The following is a 21,227-nucleotide window of genomic DNA, read 5'->3' on the forward strand; positions in this document are numbered from 1 at the left end:
ACACCGCCCTCATCGCGCCGACCACGAAGCAGGAGGTGGCCGCGTTCAAGGCGGAGTCCCGTGCCGCTGGCGTCACCTGGGGGAACGGCGCTGTGCTGCAGGGTGTCGCGGTCGGATGCGCGGGGCTCGTGATCGGCATCATCGCGATCACCATGGTCGGCACCTTCGTGTCGATCTCGGCCGAGGCCTTCGCCCGCAGCGGCAGCCCGATCGGGCTCGTCGGCGTCATCTTCCCGCTGCTCTTCCTCGCCGGACTCATCGCGATCGCGGTCGCGGCCTTGCGCTCCGTCTTCGGAATGCGCCGCTGGGAGAAGTGGATGCGGCTGTCGCGCTTCGCTGCCGCGAACCAGCTCGCGTACTCCCCCTCCTCCCCCGACCCGCACTACCCCGGCTCGATCTTCGGCCAGGGTCGATCCCGCAAGGCTCTCGACCACCTTCGCTCCTCGAGCGCCCGGTTTCTCGACATGGGCAACTATCAGTACGTGACGGGAAGCGGCAAGAACAGCACGACGCACAACTGGGGATTCCTTGCGATGCACCTCGACCGGCGACTGCCCCACATGGTGCTCGACTCGGCGGCCAACAACAGCTGGTTCGGCACCAACCTCCCTGCCACGTTCGCGAAGGACCAGGTGCTCTCGCTCGAAGGCGACTTCAACACGCACTTCACCCTGTACTGCCCCAAGGAGTACGAACGCGACGCCCTCTACGTGTTCACTCCCGACCTCATGGCACTGCTCATCGACGAGGCAGCGCCATTCGATGTCGAGATCGTCGACGACTGGATGTTCGTGTACTCATCGAGCACGTTCGATCCGACCAGTCCGGCGGTCTATCAGCGCCTATTCCGCATCATCGACACTGTCGGGGCGAAGACCCTCTCGCAGACCGACCGATACGTCGACGAGCGCGTCGGCTCGTTCGCCGCCAACGTGGTCGCCCCGAAGGGCCAGCGGCTTGCCAGGGGCGTGCCGGTGGCGGCCATCGTGTTCTCCGTCGTCTTTGGACTCATCTGGCTGCTGCCCCAGCTCATGGGTGCCGGCAACTAGACCCATCGGGTCTGGCACGCACTCCGAATCATTGGCACGGCGGCGCATCGGGGGGTGCGCGAGAGCGCCGGCCTTGTGGTTGACAGAGGGACGACCCACCAGGCCGGCGCCTCCCGTGACGCTGGCTAGGCCAGGGGCTGCGGCGAGGTGACCGCGAGCACCTGCGACTGCAGGGCGTCCCGTCGTGTCACGATCGAGGCGAGAACCGCGGCTTCCTCGACCTGAGCGCCGACGACGTCATGGCCGATGATGATGCGCTGGCGAACGAACGCGAGCCGGGTTGCGTCTGAGATGTATCCGCGCATGACCGACCGCAGCCCGTGGCGGGAGGCCCACGCGAGCGCCTGGCTCCTGCCGCGCGGCGTCGCGAGGGCAGCCGTCTCGTCGGGGTTGAACCAGCCGGCGGCCGCGTACTCGTCGAGGCGGCTCTTCGTGAGCCGAGCCTCGTGTCGACGCAGGGCAACCACGAGCAGAATCGCCCCGACAAAGAGGGGAACCTGCACGACCACGTAGTAGAGCAAGAAGTCGTCGCCGACCACGAAGGTCGCGCCGTTCCAGAGCGCGTGCAGCGCCATCGCCGGGACGACACCGATCACAAAGGCGAGGATGCCCGGCAGCATGCCACGGCGCCTGGCCGCGAGTCCAATCGCGAAGCCGGTGCAGAGCGTGAACATCGCGTGGGCGAACGGCGACATGATGCCGCGGATGATGAACACCCCGACGACAGACGAACCCTCCCCGCCATCGAGCTCCGCCCCGAAATAGAGGATGTTCTCCGTGAAGGCGAATCCGGCTGCCACCGTCGCGGCATAGACGACGCCGTCAACAGGACCGTCGAAGTGCTTGCGCGCGACAAGGAAGATCAGGAGCACGCCGAAGCCTTTGGCAAGCTCTTCGACGATCGGAGCCTGGATCACGGCGCCGATGAACTCGGCCGCTGCATCCGTCGTTCCCGCTGAGACGAGGGCCTCCTCTGCAACGAGTCCGACAACGAGTGCCACGAACACCGACGCGGCGGCTCCCCACAGGAAGGCGAAGAGCAGTGCACTGCGCGGCTCTGGCTCCCATCGGTCGATCAAGCGAATGCCGAACAGCACGATGAAGAGGGGAACGAGCGCCATGATCCCGCCGATCGCGACCACTCCGGCCCCCAAGGCGATGAAGAGGAAGCCGATCACGGCGAGGGCGACCACACCCAGGATCAGGAAGCCGATAAGGGCGGGAACGAACAGGCTGCGCGGGGCTGTGGATCGACCCGCGGTCGCAGGCCCGGGATTCGCATATGCGGCGCGCTCGACGCTCTGCGGAGCGTGGGCAAGGCTCGTGCTGACGGGATCGGACACCGGGTCTCCTTACTGCTGCTGCTCGCGCAGGATCTGCAGCGCCCGGGTCACCCGGTCGCCGAGGCCGACAACGCCCTTGCGCGCCGCCTTCTCCAGCTCGATGAGCAGGTCCTCCACCTCGGAGCGCTGCTTGAGGTACACCGCGTGCCATGCGGTCTTAGACGCGAGCGAGGCGCGCGCGCTGACGATGGCCAGGCCGGAGCTGACGACGAAGGCGAGAAGCAGCGCCGCGGGCAGCCATGCGCTCGTCGCATCGGCAGATCCGATCGCGATGGCGACAGCGAGGAGGAACGAGATAAGGGAGAGCAGCGGCGGCACGGCGCGCAGCACATTGCCGCGCCAGAGGTATGCCCAGGCGTATGGCCAGCCGATGAACCCGACCGCCTGGAGTCCCGACGGCGGAACCGCGCGAAAGCGGTCGGCGAGATCCTTGAGCTCCGCGCGGGTGCGGCGCATGCCGGCCCTGTCGCGAACGCCGAGGCGGATGTGGCGCTGCTTGGCATCCACCTCCTCCAGCTGCGCGCGGATGGTCTCGAGCTGGCCGCGCGTGAGACGCAGTCCGGCATCCTCCTGCAGGTTCTCGCGCAGCACCGCGTAGCTCGTCGCCTCTGCACGGCCGAGCGCGAAGACGATGCCGATACCGGCGCCGAATGACACGAAGAGAAGGATGCTGAGCACGATCAGCCCGTCGCGCGTGCGGCTCTCGTCGAAGAGCAGCCGGCCGGCGTAGTCGATTCCCAGCGCGAAGAAGAGTCCAAGCGTCACGACCACCGGAATCGACCAGAAGTACTCGGTGACCCGGCGCCGCGCGGCGCGGTTCTTCAACCGGTAGTCGTGCGCGCCGCGCAGGTCGACGAGACTCGCGAACAGGTCGGAGAGCTGGAGTGCGAAGAACAGCACCCAGACGAGGAAGCAGTACAACAGCACGGTGAGGGCGATCTCGAGCAGGCTTTCCACTCTGCGACCCTACCGCGTGCGCTCGCTCACGCGGCGAGGGCGAGCTTCCTGCGGGTGATTCCTGCGCTGACCGCGGCGGCGACGAGGCAGAGCGCAGCCGCGCCGAACCAGGCGATCGTGTACTCCCCCGTGGCGTCCCTGACGCTTCCGGCAACGAAGGCCGCGATGGCAGCGCCCACCTGGTGGGAGGCGAACACCCACCCGAAGACGATCGGGCCGTCCTTGCCGAACACCTCGCGGCACAGCGCGACCGTCGGGGGAACCGTGGCGACCCAGTCGAGCCCGTAGATGACGATGAAGAGGATCATCGGTGGCTCGACCGTCGCGCTGAGCAGGAACGGGAGCACGAGGAGGCCGAGACCACGGAACCCGTAGTAGGCGGCGAGCAGGATTCGCGGGTTGATGCGATCGGTCAGCCAGCCGGAGGCGATGGTGCCGATGATGTCGAAGATGCCGACGAGGGCGAGCAGGCCGGCCGCCGTCGTCTCCGGCATGCCGTGGTCGTGGGCACTCGGGATGAAGTGAGTGCCGACGAGCCCGTTCGTCGTCGCACCGCAGATGGCGAAGCCGGCGACGAGCGCCCAGAAGGTGCGCACCTTGGCAGCGCGAGCGAGGGTGGCGACCGCGAGCTTCGCCGCATTGCCGCGGGCGGGCGGCTGGTACTCGTAGTCGTCTGGGGCGCCGTACGGCGTCATCCCGATGTCGACCGGGTGGTTGCGAAGGAAGGCGAGCACGAGCGGAACGACGAGCAGGGCACCGGCCGCGACGAGCAGCGACGCCTGCCGCCATCCCTGGTTCTCGACGAGGATCGCGATGAACGGGAGGAAGGCGAGCTGGCCGGTCGCGCTGCCAGCCGTCAGCACGCCGACGACGAGGCCGCGGCTGCGGACGAACCAGTTGCTGGCGACCGTTGCGGCGAAAACCAGTGCCATCGACCCCGTGCCGAGGCCGATGAGCACACCCCAGCACAGCACCAGCTGCCACTGCTGTGTCGCGAAGATGCTGAGCGCTGACCCGGCGGCGACGAAGAGCAGGGCGATGCTGGTCACCCGTCTCAGCCCGAACCGCGCCATGAGGGCGGCGGCGAACGGCGCCATCAGCCCGTAGAGCAGGAGGTTGACGGTGACGGCGATGGAGAGCTGGGTGCGCGTCCAGCCGAACTCCTCCTCGAGCGGCAGCATGAGCACGCTTGGAGCAGCGCGGAAGCCGGCCGCACCGACGAGCGCGAGGAAGGCGACCCCCGCGACGATCCAGGCCGGGTGGATCCTGCGGGTTCTCGTCTCGGTGCTCACCGTTCGAGTATCGTGGACGCGGCCGTGGCGCAATAGGCTTCGATCGAAACCATTCCGCCACAATTGCGCGACAAACAGACAACGGGGAGAGGATGCCGTGACCCACGAGATCGCCGTCATCGCCCTCGGCCAGTCGAACGCCTTCGACCTCGCCATCCCGGCCCAGGTATTCGGCTCCGTAGCGCTCGCCGGAGAGGACGCGTACCGCGTGCGCGTGTGCAGCATCGACGGCACCGCGGTGACCACGAGCGCCGGGTACAGCGTGCTCGTCGAGCACGACCTCTCCATCGTCGCCACCGCCGACACCGTCATCGTCGCGCCGGGCATCGAGGCACGCGAGAGCGCCCCGCACATCGACGAGCGCCTGCGCGCGGCCCTGCACGCGGCGAGCGAGCGCGGCGCTCGCATGGTGTCGATCTGCACTGGAGCCTTCGTGCTCGCCTCTGCCGGCCTCCTCGACGGGCGTCGCGCGACGACCTACTGGAAGAGGTCAGCCGAGTTCCGCGCTCTCTTTCCCGAGGTCAGCCTCGAACCCGACGTGCTCTACGTCGACGACGGGGTGCTCAGCTCCGCCGGCGTCGCCGCTGGCATCGACCTGTGCCTCCACATCGTGCGCAGCGACCACGGCATCGCGGTCGCCAACGACGCGTCGCGAAGCCTCGTAGTCGCCCCGACACGGCACGGCGGCCAGGCGCAGTTCATCGAGCGGGAGCGCATGGATGACGACGGCGAGCGCCTCGCCCGCGTGCTCGCGTGGGCGAGCGAGAACGTCACGACGCCCCTCGACGTTGCCACCCTCGCGCGCCGGGCGATGATGAGCGAGCGCACCTTCAACCGTCGCTTCCGCGAGCGCACCGGCACGAGCCCGGCGGCGTGGATCACCGCAGAGCGGCTGCTCGTGGCGCGGGAGCTGCTCGAGTCGACCGACCTCTTCGTCGACGAGGTGGCGCGAGCGAGCGGGCTCGGCAGCGCGACGCACCTTCGCTCGCAGTTTCAGCGGCGGTTCGGGCAGACGCCGACCGAGTACCGGCGGGTGTACCGCCCTGAGACTCTCTAGCGGGTGAGCAGACCTGCATCGAGAGTGAACTGCGCACCGGTGGCGAAGCGGGCGCGGTCGCTGGCGAGGTAGAGCACCAGCTCGGCGACATCCTGTGTCTCTATCCAGGGCACCCCTGGCAGCAGGTTGCCGGCGCTGCGCTCGGCGATCTCGATCGCGGTCGCGCCCTCGAGCTCGGCGAGCCCGTCGTTCATCGGCGTGTTGACACCGGTGGGATGGATACTGACCACCCGGATTCCGAACGGCGCGAGCTCGATCGCCCACGCCTTGGTCAGCCCCGTGAGGCCGTGCTTCGAGGCGACATAGTGCGAGAGACGGTTGCCGCCGCGCAGCCCCATAACGCTCGAGTTGTTGATGATGACACCGCGCTTCGCGGCCTTCAGGTGCGGGATGACGGCGCGGGCAACGAGGAACGGCCCCTTGAGGTTGATGTCGATCATCGAGTCCCACTCGAGCTCTGTCATCTCGTCGGCCGCAGCGTAGGCGACGATGCCGGCGTTGTTGAACAGGATGTCGATGCGGCCGAACTCCGCCATCGTCGCGTCAACGGCCTCCTGAATGGCAATCGCGTCGCGAACGTCTCCGCTGAACACGAGTGCCCGCCGACCGAGCAGCTCGACCTCGGCCCGGAGCGAGTCGAGCTCTGCCGAGCTGCCCTGCGCGTAGGCGGGGTACTCGATCTTCGCTGCCACGTCGAAGCCGACGATGTCGGCTCCGGCAGCCGCGAGCGCGAGGGCGACGGCTCTGCCCTGGCCGTGGGCCGCGCCGGTGACGAAGGCGACCCTTCCAGAGAAGTCGAACATCACGAACCGGCGCTGTGCTTATTGAAGCCGGTCATCGCCCGGCTTCCTATAGTCGTACAGCACCTCGTCGAGCGGCACGCGGCCGACGGTGTTGACCAGGTTGGTCGCCACCATCTGCCCGGCGAACGCCACGAGAATGAGGCGAAGCTTCGGGTTGAAGGTCTCCTCGAGCTGCGCGTACATCGACTCCGGAATCTCGCCAGGCGACCGGGCGATGAGGCGGCCCCAGTCCATCAGCAGCTGCTCGGCTGGGGTGACCTGCGGATCGTCGACATCCTCGCCGGAGTCGATGAGGATCTTGCGGAAGAAGACAGAGCAGACGAGGCAGTCGTTCGCCTCGGAGATCGCATACGAGAAGAGCGAGACCGCCCGCTCGCCGATGAAGGGGGCGAGCTCCTCCTTGAGCACGTACCACTCCATGTAGGCCTTGAAACTCGGTACGTGGCCGAGCAGCGTCGCCTTCATGTTGGTGATGCGACCGCCGTATGTCGCGACCTGGTAGTCGGCCGCAGCCTTGGCCTCGTCGTCGAGGTTCTCATAGCTCGTGATGGGCAGGAAGGTCATGCTGCCCAGCCTAGAACCACGGCGGTGTCGTTACCGGTGGTTACGCGGCAAGCAGCACGACCGGTCCGCTCGAGCGCTCCTCGAAGGCCGACTTGGCCTTCGCGGCGTCGCTGAGCGGGTAGCTGGCAATGGCGAGCCCGTCGAAGACTCCACCGCGAACCGCCTGGAACACGTCGGATGCGGCGAGCTGCGCGATGCCGTGGCTGTTGCGCAGCATGCGTGCAGCCGTGTAATCCTCCGCGGTGATCGCAACGTCGACACCGGCGGAGCCCTCCGGCACGATGATCGCGCCAAGGTGCTCAGCCCACGCACGCACAAAGGCGTCCGCTCCGCTGCCGTCGCTCGCGACGCTCACGCGGTTACCGCGGCCGACGGAGTGCAGCTGTTTGACGATGACGCGGGCGACCAGCCCGAGAGGAAGAAGCGCGGCGGCCTTCTCGATCGCCACGTCCTTGGGAAAGCCGATGAGGTCCCGCTCGCCGACGATGTGGCTGAGTCCTGGCGTTGCCGCGCTGAACTTGTATGCGACACGATCGCCGGGCGCGAAGCCCGCGGCCTCCGGGCCGACGGCCTCGACGCGACCGATGGCCTGCACTCCGAGGCTGCTGAGGCCGAGTGCACCGAGACGGATGCGCACCTGGCCCTCGCGGGGACGCTCGACGGTGCTGCGGCGGCGCGACGGGCGCGCGGGGGTGCTCGTGGTTCGGGTGGTGTTGCTCACGGTCTCTCTCCTCGGCTGGAGCCTTGGGAAGATGCTCTCAACCAATGGTGTAAACCGGCTGGTCACCCGCCGTATTCCCGCTGTGCGCCTAGTACACCTTGCCGGGGTTGAGGATTCCGAGCGGGTCGAATACCGCCTTGAGCTGCCGTTGCAGCTCGAGCTGCGTGTCGCCGAGCTCGTCACCGAGCCAGCGGCGCTTGAGGATGCCAACGCCGTGCTCTCCCGTGAGCGTTCCGCCAAGCCGGAGGGCGGCGAGGAACAGCTCGTCGGCCGCCTTCCACACGTTCTCCGGCACGCCGTTCTCCTGGCTCGCATCGGGTTCGAACACGAAGTTGGGGTGGAGGTTGCCGTCGCCGGCGTGGGCGACCGTCGGGATCTCGAGTCCGAACCGCCTACCGATCTGCTCAATAGCGCCGAACATTGCAGGAAGGGCGCTGCGGGGAACGCAGATGTCCTCGATGAGCACGGTTCCCTTGGCGACCATCGCGGGGTGGAACGCGCGCCGGATCGCCAGCAGGCTCTCGCCATGTGCCGAATCCGTCGAGAGCTCCGCCTCCCCGCCAAGGGAGCGGATGATGCCAAGGGCCCCCTCTGCCTCTGCCGCCGCCGCCGCTCCGTCGCAGCGCACAAGGAGATAGGCGTCCTCCCGAACCTCGAGACCGAGGTGTGCGGCGATCGCGGAGAGCGCCGGGCGGTCGATCAGCTCCATGATCGCGGGGCGGATTCCAGAGGAGGAGATGACGGATGCCGCCCGCGCCGCCGACTCGACCGTCGCGAAGTAGGCGCCGATCGTCGAGATCGGCGCAGGGTCGATGTGCCGAAGGCGCAGCGTCGCGCCGACCACCACGCCGAGCAGTCCCTCGGAGCCGATCATGAGCGCCGTGAGGTCGAGGCCGGTGACGCCCTTGACCGTGCGTCGGCCGAGCTCGAGCAGCCTGCCGTCGGCGAGCACGACGGTGAGCCCGATGACGGCATCGCGCGTCACGCCGTATTTCGCGCACAGCAGTCCGCCGGCGTTCGTGGCGATGTTGCCGCCGATCGTCGAGATCGCGCGGCTCGCCGGGTCTGGAGCGAACCACAGGCCGCTCTCGGCGAGCAGGTCGTTGAGGTCGCCGTTGATGACACCCGGCTCGACGACGGCGATCTCGTCGTCGGCCGATACCTCCAGCACCCGGTTCATCGCCAGCGTGGAGAGCACGATCTCGCCCGGCCCGGCGTTGGCGGCTCCGGCGAGCCCGGTTCCGGCGCCGCGGGTGACGACGGGCGTTCTCGTCTGTGTCGCGATGCGCATGACCTGCTGCACATCCGCGATCGATGCAGCGTGCACGACGGCCAGCGGAACACCAGCCGACACATGCCCGGAGCGGTCGGCGCGAGCGGCCTCGAGCTGCCCCAGCTCGGTGGAGACACGGTCGCCGAGGGCGGCGTGGAGCTGAGAGACGACGTCGGGCACGGTGCAAGCCTATTCGGCGGGGCAGGGCCGACAGTGCGCTGCGACTACCGTGCGGATTCGCTGGAATAGCAGCATTCAGGGAAGCGTCAGCGTGCCCGACATGGGCACCATGCCAGAGAGCTTCTCTGGCGAGAGCACCCTGGCGACATCCTCTGCCTGCATGAGCCCGCTCGAGACGACGAGGTCGGCGATCGACTCATTGGTGGTGAGCGCGGTATGGGCGAGGGATGCCGCCGCCGCGTAGCCGATGTACGGAGTGAGCGCGGTGACAACGCCGACCGAGGTCTCGACCTGCGCGGCGAGGCGCGTGTAGTTGGCCGTGATGCCGTCGACACAGTTGACCCGCAGCGTGTAGCAGGCCTTGGTGAGCCAGGCGAGTGACTGCAGGATGCTGTGGGCGATCACGGGCTCGAAGGCGTTCAGCTGCAGCTGGCCACCCTCCGCCGCCGCCGTCACCGTCGCATCCGCGCCGATGATGCTGAAGGCCACCTGGTTGACGACCTCCGGGATGACCGGGTTGACCTTGCCCGGCATGATGCTCGACCCGGCCTGACGCGCGGGAAGGAATATCTCGCCGAGCCCAGCCTGTGGGCCACTCGAGGTGAGGCGAAGGTCGTTGCAGATCTTCGAGAGCTTGACGGCGGCGCGCTTGAGGGTGCCGCTCAGCGTCATGTATACGCCGGTGTCGGAGGTGGCCTCGATGAGGTCTGGAGAGGTCACCATCTCGATGCCGGTGAGCTCGACGAGGTGGCGCCGCACGGCCTCGGCGTACCGCGGATCAGCGGTGATGCCCGTGCCGATCGCCGTCGCGACCATGTTGATCTCATTGAGCAGCGGCATGACCTCGGCCAGCCGGTCGTAGTCCTCCTCCAGCGTGTGCGCGAATCCGCGGAACTCCTGTCCGAGGGTCATCGGCACGGCGTCCTGCAGCTGGGTTCGGCCGATCTTGAGAACGTCGTTGAACTCCCGGCCCTTGGCGAAGAACGCGTGGGTGAGCAGGCGGTGCTCGACGAGGAGGCGCTGGATGCCGAGGACCATCGCAAGCTTGATCGCGGTCGGGTACACGTCGTTCGTGCTCTGACTGCGGTTGATGTCGTCGATCGGGTGCAGCGTGGCGTAGTCGCCGAAGGAGTGGCCCATGAGCTCGAGGCCGCGGTTGGCGATGACCTCGTTCGTGTTCATGTTCGTGCTCGTGCCAGCGCCGCCCTGGATGACCCCGACGGTGAACTGCTTGTGCAGCGCTCCCCCGACGATCTCCTCGCAGACCCGGTCGATCACATCGGCCTTCTCCTGGCTCAGCACGCCGATCTCGGCGTTGGCCCGTGCCGCAGCCTGCTTCACGCGCGCGAGGGCGGTGATGAGGTCGGGGTAGTTCTGGATCGCTCGCCGCGTGATCGGAAAGTTCTCCAGCGCGCGGGCTGTGTGGATGCCCCAATACGCGTCTGCAGGAATCTCCATCGATCCGAGCGAGTCTGTCTCTGTTCTCCAGCCAGTCACGACCCCAGCCTACGTCGGCGGCTCGCGCACTCTCTATGCGCGAACGGGCACGAAACCTGCGTCTAGAGCCCGAGAATGGTCGAACGCAGCGCCGGAACGATGAGGATGATGCCCACGACGACGAGAAGACCGCACAGCGCGTACATGGCGATCGACACCCACCGACGCCATGGCTGGGCACCGTCGCCGAATCGCAGTGCGAGCGAGAACAACGTGACCAGCAGTCCCGCTGACACCAGCGAGGACACGATCACGAGGATGAAGAAGTCCCAGCGGATCACTTCGAGCCCTTCTTCGACTTCTTCTTGCTCGACTTCTTCGGCTGCTGCTTCGCCTTGACCTGGATCGGCTTCGGCGCCCGCTTCGGCTTCTTCTTGCGCCTGGCCTTCGGGGCGACGAAGACACCGGGCTCCGGCACGTGGAAGTTGCGGTGGTCGACCTTGTTGCGTCGGGAGTAGAGGAATATGAAGAGGATGGCAGCCGCGGCGAACACCGCGACGGCGATCACGCCGATGACGCCGGAGCTGACGATGAGGGCCGCGATGCCGCTCACGGTTGCCGCGGCGGGAATGGTGATGACCCATCCGGCGGCGATGCGCCCCGCGGTGCGCCAGCGCACCGATGCGCCCTTGCGCCCGAGACCGGTTCCAATGACGGAGCCGGAGGCCACCTGGGTGGTGGAGAGCGCGAACCCGACGGTCGACGAGGCGAGGATGGTGGCGGTCGTCGCTGCCTCAGCCGCGAAGCCCTGTGCCGGCTCGACGTCGGTGATTCCCTTGCCGAGGGTCTTGATGATGCGCCAGCCGCCCATGTACGTGCCGGCGGCGATCGCGATCGCGCAGACCACGATGACCCATATCTCTGGGCCGGTGCCGGAGTCCTGCATTCCCGACGCGATGAGGGCGAGGGTGATGACGCCCATCGTCTTCTGCGCATCGTTGGTGCCGTGGGCGAGCGAGACGAGGGATGACGTGAAGACCTGGCCGCGCTTGAATCCGTCGCGCTCGCGCTTGCGGGTCACCGCGAAGGCGATCTTCGTCGCGAGGTAGGCGACGAGGCCGGCGGTCAGGGGTGCGAGCGCAGCGGGGAGCAGGATCTTCGAGATGAAGACTCCGCCGTCGATGATGCCGAAGTCGAGGGATCCGACGTTGAGACTCGCGCCGACGATTGCTGCGCCGATGAGGCCGCCGAAGAGCGCATGGCTCGACGACGACGGGAGGCCGAGCAGCCAGGTGAACAGGTTCCACAGGATGGCGCCGACGAGGCCGGCGAAGATGAGCTCTGGGCCGAAGATGACCCCGCCCTCGCCCTCCTTGATAAGGCCGCCGGAGATCGTCTTGGCGACCTCTGTGCTGAGGAACGCCCCAACGAAGTTGAGGCTTGCAGCGAGGAGCACCGCGGTCTTTGGCTTGAGGGCCCCGGTCGCGATGGGGGTGGCCATCGCGTTCGCGGTGTCATGAAAACCGTTGGTGAAGTCGAATATGAGGGCCAGCGCGATGACGAGCGCAACCATGATTGTGATGTCCACTGCGGATCAGCCTAGCCCGTTGCAACCCCTCGTTAACCGCCCGTTAACTATCGGCCCCGCATGCCGCCCCCGCCGCCCCCGCCGCCGGAGAATCCGCCGCCGCTCGAGCCGCTAGAGAAGCTAGAGGATCCGCCAGACCACGAGCTGCCGCCGCCACCCCCGGAGGACGCACGCACCGGGACAATGGGCCGCACGCTGCTGATGCTGCCGCGGGAGAAGCTCGCCAGTGCTCTGCCGAGGTCGACGGTGCTGAGGTCGGTGGTGATCCACCCCGGGCCGGAGGCGGTGCCCGCGTACTCGACCTCCAGCTCCTTCGCCCAGTCCTTCTCGACGTCCCAAAGAACGGCGTAGGGAAGCAGCTTCTCGTGCAGCTTCACGACCTGCCCCCTGTCTGCCGTGTCGACCCGCTCGGCACCCTGCGGACTCTGCAGCACGCGAAGGCGGTCCTCCTCTGCGAGCTGGAGGTAGTCGCGCATGCCGAGGAGGTAGTCGCGCAGCTCGGCGCCCGTGGCTGTGAGCAGGTATGGCTTTGTCAGCACGACGCCCGTCGCCGCATAGGCACCGAGGCTGGCGAACCCCCAGCCGAAGACCGGGCCAGCATCGATGCCGACGACGAAGGTCCAGATGAAGACCACAGCGAATCCGAGGATGACGGGCACGATCGTTCGTCGCAGCGCCACGTCGATCCAGCCACTCGGCTGCGCTCGGAGCCCCGCAGAAACGGATCGGTCGCGTGCTCGAAGCCCCATAGCGTAGAGCGCCGCGCCCTCCGCTGCGCCGAGGGAGTCGAGCTTGGCCTGCTCCCCGATGGTGAAGTCGTCGAACAGCGCCTTGAGGAGCGCGAGTTCCTGCTTGGTCGCGCCGTCTTTGGATCGAAAGGCGAGAGCGAAGCGGTCGTCGTCATCCGGCCGGTCTGGGTCGAGGTCGACGATGTCGACGTAGCCGCGAACGGCGAGGTCGATGAATGCCGCGGCGAGCGCCTCATGTCCGCGGCCGATCACGTCGGCGGCGAGAAGGATGTCGTGGTCCTCTGGCACCGAGTACTGGGGAACGATGATTCCCCGTCCCCGTGCGTCACGCCACAGCACGAACCGCACCAGAAGCGCACAGAGAAGCACGAGCACCGACGCCGCCAGCAGCGCAGGCGGAAGGATGGCGAAGATCCAGTTGTCGCCTATCTTCTCGCCGGGCACGAAGGTGCCTGCCTCGAATCCGATAGCCATCGTGAGGGTGTCGTAGGCAGACATCTGCGACACCGCGGTGCGCAGGGTCGCGCCGCCGTCGAGCACGTCGACGGTGCAGCTCTGGTCTTCCGCGTAGTAGCCGGGGTAGCAGGCTGCATCGCCCGTCAGGCTGTCGACGAGCTCGTCGTCGACGTGGAGGACGACGCTCACCGCTCCTATCGCACTGCCGGTGTCGGTGCCGTTGACATCCCAGTAGAACTCGTCGATGTCGGCATCGGCGAAGTGCTGCACGACGTTGTCGAGGGTGTACTCGATCACGTAGGTCTTTCGCCCGGTGACGTAGCTGTCGTCGCCGAGCGCGATGGAGGAGTACTTGTAGTCGAGTCCGTCTCCGGCGTCGTAGTCCTCCACGGAGAACGGCACCGCCTCCCCTCTGTCATCGGTGACGTCGATCACGGTCGGGTTGAGGGGCATCTCCTGGTAGAACTTCGGCAGATCGCGGTAGAAGCCCTTGTTGTAGTCATAGTCGGGATACAGCGCGACAATCGTCTCGACGACTCGAAGGTGCGCATGGCCGTCGTCGTCCCTGGTGAGGAAGTACTCGGCGTCGAAGGACTCGAAGCTGGGCGGGCTCACGTCGGCGGTAGCGGCGGATGCCGCGCCGAGAGCGGACAGGACGATACCGGCGAGCACAGCGGCGACGAGTCCCCGCGCGGCTGTGACAGTGCGCTTCATGGCCACACAGTAGCGCCCCACGAAAGGGGGGATGACCTCTCGTCAAATAAAACTGCGGGATTGACCTGCGATTTCATATAATCGACACAGGCTCGACGGTGAGCAGTCATACATCCATTCTTCGCTCCTCGGGGGTTATCAAACCGTGTCAGACCACTACACCGTCCCAGCCGGCTGGTATCCAGACCCGCTCGGCCACCCGCAGCTGCGCTGGTGGAACGGTGAGGGCTGGACGGAGCAGGTCTCTGCAGCACCTGAGCCGCTCGTCATGCAGCAGTCCAACTTCTCCTGGAAGACGGAGGAGCAGGCTCCCGTCGTCGTGCAGGTCGTCGCCGAGCCCGCCGCCGCACCGTCGACCGCGATGAGCCCTGCGGCTCGCGAGCTCTTCGCTCTCGAGGCCCCGCGCGCGGCATCCATGATCGAGCAGCCCGTAACGCCTACTCTTCCGGCTGCTGGCTACACCAACAACTACAAGCAGGCTCCCGCTGCCGCTGCCGCTGCGACCGCTGCTGCCGCACAGCCGGAGGCTGCGTACACCAAGTACGCGGTCACCAACCCCGAGCTCATCCCGGTGCCGGTGTCGAACGCGTCTGGCTCGACGAACACGTCGACGCCGCCCAAGTACTTCTCGTAGTCCCGCGTCTCCCCGCGGCACCGCCGCGTCGTGCGCAGCCCCAGAGGTGATCCTTTGCGGGGTATTCGCGGTCGCGTCCCGCGGCGCTGCAGACTGTCGCCGAAGACCGCACCACCCCCCGGAATGGGCCCAAAAACCCCGCAATTCCGCCAGTTCCCCCCAAGAACTGGGGGTGGGTACCCTTCTTCCGCCCGGGAGACGGCCAAACCTATAATCATGAGGACTCGAAACATTCTTGCGTTCGAGGAAGAAAGGCAATCGTGTCTGACGATCTATTTGGCGCCCCGGCCGGCTGGTACCCCGACCCGCTCGGGCTCCCGCAGCTCCGCTGGTGGAACAACCACGCGTGGACGGAGCAGACTTCTGCCGCGCGCCAGCCAATGGTGGTGCAGGACACGAAGTTCGCCTGGGCAGACGACGAGCTGCCGACGCGGCGCGAGGAGCGCGAGCGCGAGCGCAGTGGCGCCGAGCGCACGCCGTCCGAGCCCGTCATCCCCACCGCAGAGTCGCTTCGCGAGCTCGAGCCGCCCCGCGCTTTCACCCAGGTGAGCCAGGGCGTGCCGAGCGCTCCCGTCGTCGAGACCCCGCCGGCACCCGCCGCCGCCGCACCGGCAGCGCCCGCTGCTCCGGCAGCAGCACCGACCTTCGGCGGATCCGCCGAGTCGCTGTACACCCCCGACCCGATCGTCGAGTCGGTCTTCCCACCGGCAGCGTCGACCGCCAGCCCCGTCTTCGACCGCATCTTCGATGCCAAGCCGGCGGCAGCGGCACCAGAAGAGGCGCTCGATGCGCTCTTCGGAGCCAAGGCGACCCGCCGCACGAACTCTCGCATCAAGACGCCGAGCTACTCGGCCGACCAGCTGGCTCCGACAATGACGGGCACCAAGCTCCCGTCGGCGACCGGCCCCGCGTGGGCGATCGCCATGATCCCGCTGTTCCAGCTCGTCGTCAGCCTGCTCCTGCTGACCTCACTGGGCATGGGCACCAGCTACCTCGTCTTCGTCGCGATCCTGGTCGTGCCGTACGGCGTCGCCATCGCCCTCGCCCACCTCGATCACAAGTCGCTCAAGCAGGCTGGCTACGAGCACCCGGCGTCATGGCGTTGGGCGTTCCTCACGGCTCCGGTCTACCTCCTGATGCGTGCTCGCACCGTTATTCGCGAGACCGGTCACGGAATCGGCCCTGTGCTCGTGTGGTTCGGACTCGGGGTCATGCACCTCGCATCCTTCGTCGCGATCCCTGGCCTCATCATCGCCCTCCTTCCTGCGGTGTTCTCCGCGCAGATCGAGGACACGGTGGCCGACCGCGCCATGCTCATCAGCACCACGCAGCTCACCCTCGACTGCCCTGACACCCCTCCGGTGCTTCAGGGAGAGCAGATCATCTGCCCAGCGGTCAGCGGCAGCGGAAACCACTTCGACATCACCGTCACCCTCGAGCGGGCCAACGGCTGGATCGAGTGGCAGGTCATCGACTGGGGTGTCTTCCAGAAGTAGCTAGACTCAGCAGACCGGGGGCGCGATGAAAGTCGGCTCCCGGTTTTCTGTTTCGCCCCCGCCCTGGGGCGAGTCGGTGGTGGCTATTCACAGAGAAACGTGTTTACTCTTAGCCAGCACTTTCGATCTCCCGACCCTGGAAGAAGTAGCTGGGAATGACGCTTGACACCTCGACTCAGATCGCCGCTGGGTGGTATCCCGACCCCCAGGGCAGCTTTCAGCAGCGATGGTGGGACGGCTCGGCCTGGACGAACGAGTTCGCCCAGTACCGCCCGACGCTGAACTACACGCCGCAGACCCGCGCCGCCGCCGCCGGGGAGGCGATTCCGGTCTACGCGCCAGCAGCGGCATCCCCCCTGAGCCCTCCCGCACCACGTGCAGACTTGTTGAACGCGGCGCCGGCAGTGCAGGTTCCCATCCAGACTCCCGCGCAGCCACCCCCGCCGCCAGCAGACCTGCCGACGGTGCCGGCAGCCGTCACGCCGCCCGTCACGCCGCCCGTCGAGCCCTTCGTCGCAGAGCAGGTCGCGCCATTCCAGCCGACCGCACACCCGGTCGCCCGGCATGCCATGCCAACGCAACCCGACGCACCCGGGGCATTTGACGCTGTCGCCTCCCCCGCTGCCCCGTTGGCAGAGCAGTCGATGCCGGCGTTCGCGCAGTCCCCTGCCTCCGCAACTGCCGAGTCTCGCGCGCAGCCAGCGCCCTTCGGCTCCGAGTCCGCGGCGCCGGTAGGCCGCTACACATTCGCGGGCTGGGTGCTCGCGCTTCTCCCCGTGATCGCCGCCGGTGCGGCGGCGGCCGTTGCCACCTACGTGTCGAGCTACTACACGCTCGGAACCGTTGCGATCGCCGGTGGTGTGCTCGCCGTTCTGCTCATCGTGCTCGGCTACGCCGACAGCTCTCGACTGCGACAGCTCGGCAACGATCGAACTGTCCCTGGCATCGTCGCGATTCTCGGCCCGATCTACTTCATCGCTCGATCGTTCGTGGTCGCTCGCACGTCAGGCCGCCCAGCCATCTGGCTGCTCGTTGCGAGCCTGCTCGTGTGGGGCGGGGCGGCTATGGCCTACGTCGTCGTGCCGGGCCTCGCGGCGCTCGTGTCGACGCTGCGCTAGACAGGACCAGTGGTCTAGACGAGGCCGGTGTGACGCTGCGCTAGACAGGGCAAGTGTCGATGTGCGCTAGGCAGGGCTAACCGGCTGGTTCCTCACCGGCGACCCGCCGAGTGCTGAGCGAATGCTAGGACGACGGTGGCCGTAGGCCCCGAATGAGAATTCCGAAACCACCCCCGTGATTTCACTCTCAGCCCTGGACCACCGTCGTCCCTAGTCCCCCGACTAGTGCATGTAAGGAATCTATGCCTCCGCCGCGCAGCCGTCTGCCCCCAGTGCGGGTCACCCTCGCTGTGGGGACTTGTGGCGTCACGCCCGGTGGGATTAAGCCCCACGGCAAAACTTAGTCTTCGGCGATCGCGTCACGCAGCAGGCTCATGAGCGCGGACAGCTGAATGTTCGCCTCGGCGATCTCCTCGTCAGAGCCGTCGAGAGCCCTGGCCGCGAGCCCCGCCTTGCTGTCGATGAGCTCGGCGATCTTGGCGTCGATCGTGTGTGCCGCAATGATGCGCCATGCCGTGACCGGCAGCTCCTGTCCGATGCGGTGCACGCGGTCGATCGCCTGGGTCTGCTCCGCGCTCGTCCAGCTGAGTTCCGCCAGCACGACGTTGGATGCCGCCTGCAGGTTCAACCCGACACCGGCAGCGCTCAGCGACGCGACCACAACCGCGACCTCGGGATCAGAGTCGAAGCTGTCGATCGCCTCCTGCCGCGCCTTCGCGCTCTGGTCGCCACGGATCGAGACGCTCTTGATGCCGACCTTGGCGAAATGCGCCTCCGCCTGATCCATGACGTCGATGTGCTTGGCGAAGAAGACGACCTTGCCGACGTTTCGCGCGAGCTGCGCGGTGTAGTCGGCAGCGAGGCCAGCCTTGGCCTGGCCGATCTTGCGCACCATCGTGAAGACGTTGTCGTCGGTCTTGGCTGCTTTCGACTCCTCGAGCTCTGCGTGGGCGACCACGCGGATGAGATCCTCGAACGCGGCATCGGGCTTCAGGGCCTTCACGCGGCGGTAGGTGGTCACCAGGCGGTCGGTGAGGGCCCTCTCCGCGGCGCGGATGGAGCGACCGAGGTCGTCATCCAGTTCGACCGGGATATCGGCGATGCGGCGCGCGGGAATGTCTGCGGCCACGTCGACCTTCTTGCGCCGGACGATACCCATGTCGATGACCGCCTGACGCGCCTCGGCGAAGAACCCGAAGTCTGCTGGGGTGAGTCCTGTCGCCTCGAGCTTGGCCATGAGTGCCGCGAGCGGCTTCTTGTCGTCGATCCAGCCGAGGAACTGCCAGATGGCACGGAAGTCCTCGATGTCGTTGATGAGCGGGGTACCCGTAAGGGCGATCATGAGCGCCCGCGGCTGAGAGGCGCGGATGCTGCGGCTGAGCGAGAGCACGTTCTTCGAGCGCTCGCTCTTGAGGTTCTTGATGAAGTGCGCCTCGTCGACGACCATGCCCTTGAAGCCGAAGCGGCTGAGCCAGCCGACGTGACGGTCGAGAACCTCGTAGTTGACGATGACGACGTCGCTGAACGCGTCGACATCCTTGCCGTCGCCGTGCACGACGGTCGCGGTGCGCTGCGGGGTCCAGAGCTCGACCTCACGGGCCCAGTTCGTCTTGACGACGTTGGGCACCACGACAAGCAGCGGGTAGGAGTTCGACGCGGATGCGGCGAGGAGCGCCTGGGCGGTCTTGCCGAGTCCGGGCTCGTCTGCGAGCAGGAACGTGCGATGGCCCTTCTTGACCTCTTCGACGAACCGCGCCTGGTGGCGCATGAGCTCGAGGTTGCCCGGCGTGGTGAGCGACTGGGCCTCTGGCAGGTCCATGCTCGCCGCCCCTCCGCCAGCTCCGTACTCGAAGGAGCGGAACAACGGTTCGATGAGCTCCCAGTTGCCGAGGCGGTTTGTCTGCACGGGCGCCGCCTGCACGGCGCTGAAGTCGGGAGCGAGGAAGGGGTTCGACATCTGCATCTGGCGCACCGACTGCGGCACGACCTGCTTCTCGACCGTCTTGTCGACAGGCTTCGGCTCTGTGGTGATGATGAGCTCGTCGGGGCTGAGCTCGACACCGGCGGCGAGCAGCAGGTCGCGGCGCATCGCCTTCGCCGCGGCGGTCACTGGCGCGTCCTCCCCCAGCATCGCGATGAGGCTCGTGTCGCGCGCGGCCGTCTTCGCAAGGATGCCGGCGAGGCCGTCGAGGCGCTTCTGCTCGTTGGCGCGCTCGGCGTCGGTGAGCGTGCTGTCGGTCTTGACCCGAGCGCGCTCCTCGCGCAGCAGCAGGGTCGCCACCTGGAACCGCGCACGGTTGGCCGGCTTGAGCGGGCCCTTCTGCACGGCGGTCTCGACTTCGCGGGCCGCACGCGCGAGAACGGGGATGACGCCGGCGTCATCGGTTCCGCGACGGGATCGCTGGGCTCCTGAGCGCGATCCACTGCGCTGGCGGGTCTGTCCCTGGCCGGACTGGGCCATGTTCCTCCTTGCGCCATGAGGCGCTGCTGCGGGCTATCGGCGCCAGCTTCGGCGGCGAGCCCTTGCTTCGAGTGCACCGGCTGCTGTGCCGCCGGGTGCGCGACATGAGGAACCAGACCCAACTGCGGAGCTGTTGGTGGTCTCAGGAAGCGCTGCACCCATCCTACGCCGATTCCCAGTAGGCTGTGCGGCAATCCGAGGATGGAGTGCCAATGGGCCTGTTCAACAAGCTGACGGGGTCGGTCGACGCCAGCGTGCTATCGACCGGAATCCTGGGTCGAGGCGAGGTTACGGGCATCGAGCTCAGCGGCACGACGGTGCAGGCCGGCAACGGGCTCGTAGAACGCAAGTGCACCATCTCGCTTCGAGTGATGATCGACAACGTCGCCCCCTATGCAGCGACGACCGTGCAGCGCATTCCGGAGCCCTACATCCCCCAGCTCGCCGGCGGAGCCGTCCTGCCCATACGCGTTGACAGGGCCGACGGCTCGAAGGTCTTCATCGACTGGGCATCTGAACTGCCAGAGGTCACGGTGCCTTCGGGCGAGGGTCGCGACAGCGCCGCGTGGGTGCTGGAGAACGGCACACCGATCAAGGTCGTCGTCGTGCAGAGCCAGCGTGCGAAGCTCAAGAACTCCGCGGGTCTCGACGTCTACGCCCTCACCTTGACCCCGTACGAGGGCGTCGACAAGCCCTACCAGCTGGTCGTCGGCAACGGCGTGCCCGACGAGGCGCTGCCGCTGCTCTACCCCGGTGCGAAGCTGCACGCCCGCCTTGGCGACCAGCCCGACGCTGTGGTCATCGACTGGGCGAAGGGGCATGTCGTCTAGGTTCTGTGCCTATGAGGTTCGGTGCCTATGAGGTTCGGTGCTTATGAGGTTCGGTGCCTATCGGCGCGCGTTGCGATCCTCGACGTTGCGTACCTTGATGAGGATGCCCGCGGCGAGAAAGACGACCGCCGCGACATAGTGCAGGGCGAGCAGCACGTCGCGCTCCAGGCCGAGGGGAACAATCGGGTTCCACACGACCGCGATGGGCACGAGCAGTAGGAGCCACAACCACTGCCGCGCCTGCCACGCGAACACGGCCACGATGAGCGCGAAGATTGCCACGAGGAACTGGATGAGCAGGTAGAGGTCACTGCCGATGGCCGCGACGCCAGCCAGGAGGGCCACGGTCGCGAGAATGGATGGTGCGAGCGCGGTTCGCCGGAACTCCGGTGTCGGGTAGCGCTGTGCGTTCCTGGACGAGCTCACCAGCCCCCTCCCCCGCCGCCGCCCCCGCCGCCGCCGGAGGAGCCGCCGCCCGACGAGCCGCCACTCGAGCTGCTCGACG

Annotated in this window: 19 protein-coding genes; 6 read left to right on the forward strand and 13 right to left on the reverse strand. The window is 67.3% G+C overall.

Features of this window, described 5'->3' with window-relative positions; all coding sequences use genetic code 11:
• Positions 1–1,049, forward strand: a 1,049-nt coding sequence (locus AC14A7_RS08880; RefSeq protein WP_484008234.1) for a hypothetical protein, incomplete at its 5' end; no start/stop codon positions are given.
• Positions 1,050–1,174: 125 nt separating this feature from the next.
• Here the strand turns inward: AC14A7_RS08880 and AC14A7_RS08885 are convergent.
• Genes AC14A7_RS08885 through AC14A7_RS08895 form a run of 3 tightly spaced genes read right to left on the reverse strand, consistent with a single transcriptional unit; the run spans position 1,175 to position 4,641 of the window.
• Complete coding sequence (locus tag AC14A7_RS08885) at positions 1,175–2,392, reverse strand: PrsW family intramembrane metalloprotease (protein ID WP_484008236.1); 1,218 nt, start codon at positions 2,390–2,392, stop codon at positions 1,175–1,177.
• Positions 2,393–2,401: 9 nt separating this feature from the next.
• Positions 2,402–3,349: a hypothetical protein gene (locus AC14A7_RS08890; protein ID WP_484008238.1), complete on the reverse strand. Its 948-nt coding sequence runs from the start codon at positions 3,347–3,349 to the stop codon at positions 2,402–2,404.
• Between the two features lie 26 nt (positions 3,350–3,375).
• A complete protein-coding gene (locus tag AC14A7_RS08895) occupies positions 3,376–4,641 on the reverse strand; it encodes an MFS transporter (protein WP_484008240.1) in 1,266 nt (421 codons plus the stop codon).
• 97 nt (positions 4,642–4,738) lie between these two features.
• On the opposite strand from AC14A7_RS08895, the gene AC14A7_RS08900 reads away from it, so the two are divergent.
• Entirely contained in the window at positions 4,739–5,698 is a 960-nt protein-coding gene (locus AC14A7_RS08900) for a GlxA family transcriptional regulator (protein ID WP_484008242.1), read from the forward strand.
• Here AC14A7_RS08900 and AC14A7_RS08905 read toward each other — a convergent pair.
• From AC14A7_RS08905 to AC14A7_RS08940, 8 genes are all read right to left on the reverse strand, one after another.
• Positions 5,695–6,501, reverse strand: a complete 807-nt coding sequence (locus AC14A7_RS08905; RefSeq protein WP_484008269.1) for an SDR family NAD(P)-dependent oxidoreductase — start codon at positions 6,499–6,501, stop codon at positions 5,695–5,697. The genes AC14A7_RS08900 and AC14A7_RS08905 overlap by 4 nt on opposite strands.
• An 18-nt stretch (positions 6,502–6,519) precedes the next feature.
• Complete coding sequence (locus tag AC14A7_RS08910; RefSeq protein ID WP_484008244.1) at positions 6,520–7,065, reverse strand: carboxymuconolactone decarboxylase family protein; 546 nt, start codon at positions 7,063–7,065, stop codon at positions 6,520–6,522.
• A 40-nt stretch (positions 7,066–7,105) separates the two neighbouring features.
• A complete protein-coding gene (locus AC14A7_RS08915; protein ID WP_484008246.1) occupies positions 7,106–7,786 on the reverse strand; it encodes an MDR/zinc-dependent alcohol dehydrogenase-like family protein in 681 nt (226 codons plus the stop codon).
• 88 nt (positions 7,787–7,874) lie between these two features.
• Positions 7,875–9,239, reverse strand: coding sequence for an FAD-binding oxidoreductase (locus AC14A7_RS08920; RefSeq protein WP_484008248.1), 1,365 nt, complete (start codon positions 9,237–9,239; stop codon positions 7,875–7,877).
• A 75-nt stretch (positions 9,240–9,314) separates the two neighbouring features.
• The gene (locus tag AC14A7_RS08925) at positions 9,315–10,736 is read right to left on the reverse strand and encodes an aspartate ammonia-lyase (protein WP_484008250.1); all 1,422 of its coding nucleotides are present in this window, start codon (positions 10,734–10,736) and stop codon (positions 9,315–9,317) included.
• A gap of 62 nt (positions 10,737–10,798) precedes the next feature.
• Positions 10,799–11,017, reverse strand: a complete 219-nt coding sequence (locus AC14A7_RS08930) for a hypothetical protein (RefSeq protein WP_484008252.1) — start codon at positions 11,015–11,017, stop codon at positions 10,799–10,801.
• The gene (locus tag AC14A7_RS08935; protein WP_484008254.1) at positions 11,014–12,264 is read right to left on the reverse strand and encodes an anion permease; all 1,251 of its coding nucleotides are present in this window, start codon (positions 12,262–12,264) and stop codon (positions 11,014–11,016) included. The genes AC14A7_RS08930 and AC14A7_RS08935 overlap by 4 nt, the downstream gene beginning before the upstream one ends.
• A gap of 47 nt (positions 12,265–12,311) precedes the next feature.
• The gene (locus AC14A7_RS08940; RefSeq protein ID WP_484008256.1) at positions 12,312–14,183 is read right to left on the reverse strand and encodes a DUF2207 family protein; all 1,872 of its coding nucleotides are present in this window, start codon (positions 14,181–14,183) and stop codon (positions 12,312–12,314) included.
• A 145-nt stretch (positions 14,184–14,328) separates the two neighbouring features.
• On the opposite strand from AC14A7_RS08940, the gene AC14A7_RS08945 reads away from it, so the two are divergent.
• The 3 genes from AC14A7_RS08945 to AC14A7_RS08955 all read left to right on the forward strand — a co-directional run bounded on the left by AC14A7_RS08945 (position 14,329) and on the right by AC14A7_RS08955 (position 17,431).
• Positions 14,329–14,817 carry a DUF2510 domain-containing protein gene (locus AC14A7_RS08945; protein ID WP_484008258.1) on the forward strand — a complete coding sequence of 163 codons (489 nt, stop codon included), beginning with the start codon at positions 14,329–14,331 and terminating at the stop codon, positions 14,815–14,817.
• Positions 14,818–15,077: 260 nt separating this feature from the next.
• Positions 15,078–16,313, forward strand: a complete 1,236-nt coding sequence (locus AC14A7_RS08950) for a DUF2510 domain-containing protein (RefSeq protein ID WP_484008260.1) — start codon at positions 15,078–15,080, stop codon at positions 16,311–16,313.
• Positions 16,314–16,468: 155 nt separating this feature from the next.
• A complete protein-coding gene (locus AC14A7_RS08955; RefSeq protein ID WP_484008262.1) occupies positions 16,469–17,431 on the forward strand; it encodes a DUF2510 domain-containing protein in 963 nt (320 codons plus the stop codon).
• Positions 17,432–17,771: 340 nt separating this feature from the next.
• On the opposite strand, the gene AC14A7_RS08960 is transcribed toward AC14A7_RS08955, so the two are convergent.
• On the reverse strand, positions 17,772–19,892 hold the full coding sequence (locus AC14A7_RS08960) for a DEAD/DEAH box helicase (protein ID WP_484008264.1): 2,121 nt from the start codon (positions 19,890–19,892) through the stop codon (positions 17,772–17,774).
• A 212-nt stretch (positions 19,893–20,104) separates the two neighbouring features.
• Here AC14A7_RS08960 and AC14A7_RS08965 point away from each other — a divergent pair, with 212 nt between their 5' ends.
• A complete protein-coding gene (locus AC14A7_RS08965) occupies positions 20,105–20,722 on the forward strand; it encodes a hypothetical protein (protein WP_484008265.1) in 618 nt (205 codons plus the stop codon).
• A gap of 57 nt (positions 20,723–20,779) precedes the next feature.
• Here AC14A7_RS08965 and AC14A7_RS08970 read toward each other — a convergent pair whose 3' ends face one another.
• On the reverse strand, positions 20,780–21,148 hold the full coding sequence (locus tag AC14A7_RS08970) for a DUF6804 family protein (RefSeq protein WP_484008267.1): 369 nt from the start codon (positions 21,146–21,148) through the stop codon (positions 20,780–20,782).
• Positions 21,149–21,227: the final 79 nt, after the last annotated feature.

Source organism: Conyzicola sp. (genome assembly GCF_057073975.1).

Coding starts and splice junctions, on each gene's coding strand:
- AC14A7_RS08905 (WP_484008269.1), bottom strand. CDS start 6,501: ATGTTCGACTTCTCTGGAAGGGTCGCCTTCGTCACCGGCGCGGCCCAC.
- AC14A7_RS08910 (WP_484008244.1), bottom strand. CDS start 7,065: ATGACCTTCCTGCCCATCACGAGCTATGAGAACCTCGACGACGAGGCC.
- AC14A7_RS08940 (WP_484008256.1), bottom strand. CDS start 14,183: ATGAAGCGCACTGTCACAGCCGCGCGGGGACTCGTCGCCGCTGTGCTC.
- AC14A7_RS08955 (WP_484008262.1), top strand. CDS start 16,469: ATGACGCTTGACACCTCGACTCAGATCGCCGCTGGGTGGTATCCCGAC.
- AC14A7_RS08960 (WP_484008264.1), bottom strand. CDS start 19,892: ATGGCCCAGTCCGGCCAGGGACAGACCCGCCAGCGCAGTGGATCGCGC.
- AC14A7_RS08965 (WP_484008265.1), top strand. CDS start 20,105: ATGGGCCTGTTCAACAAGCTGACGGGGTCGGTCGACGCCAGCGTGCTA.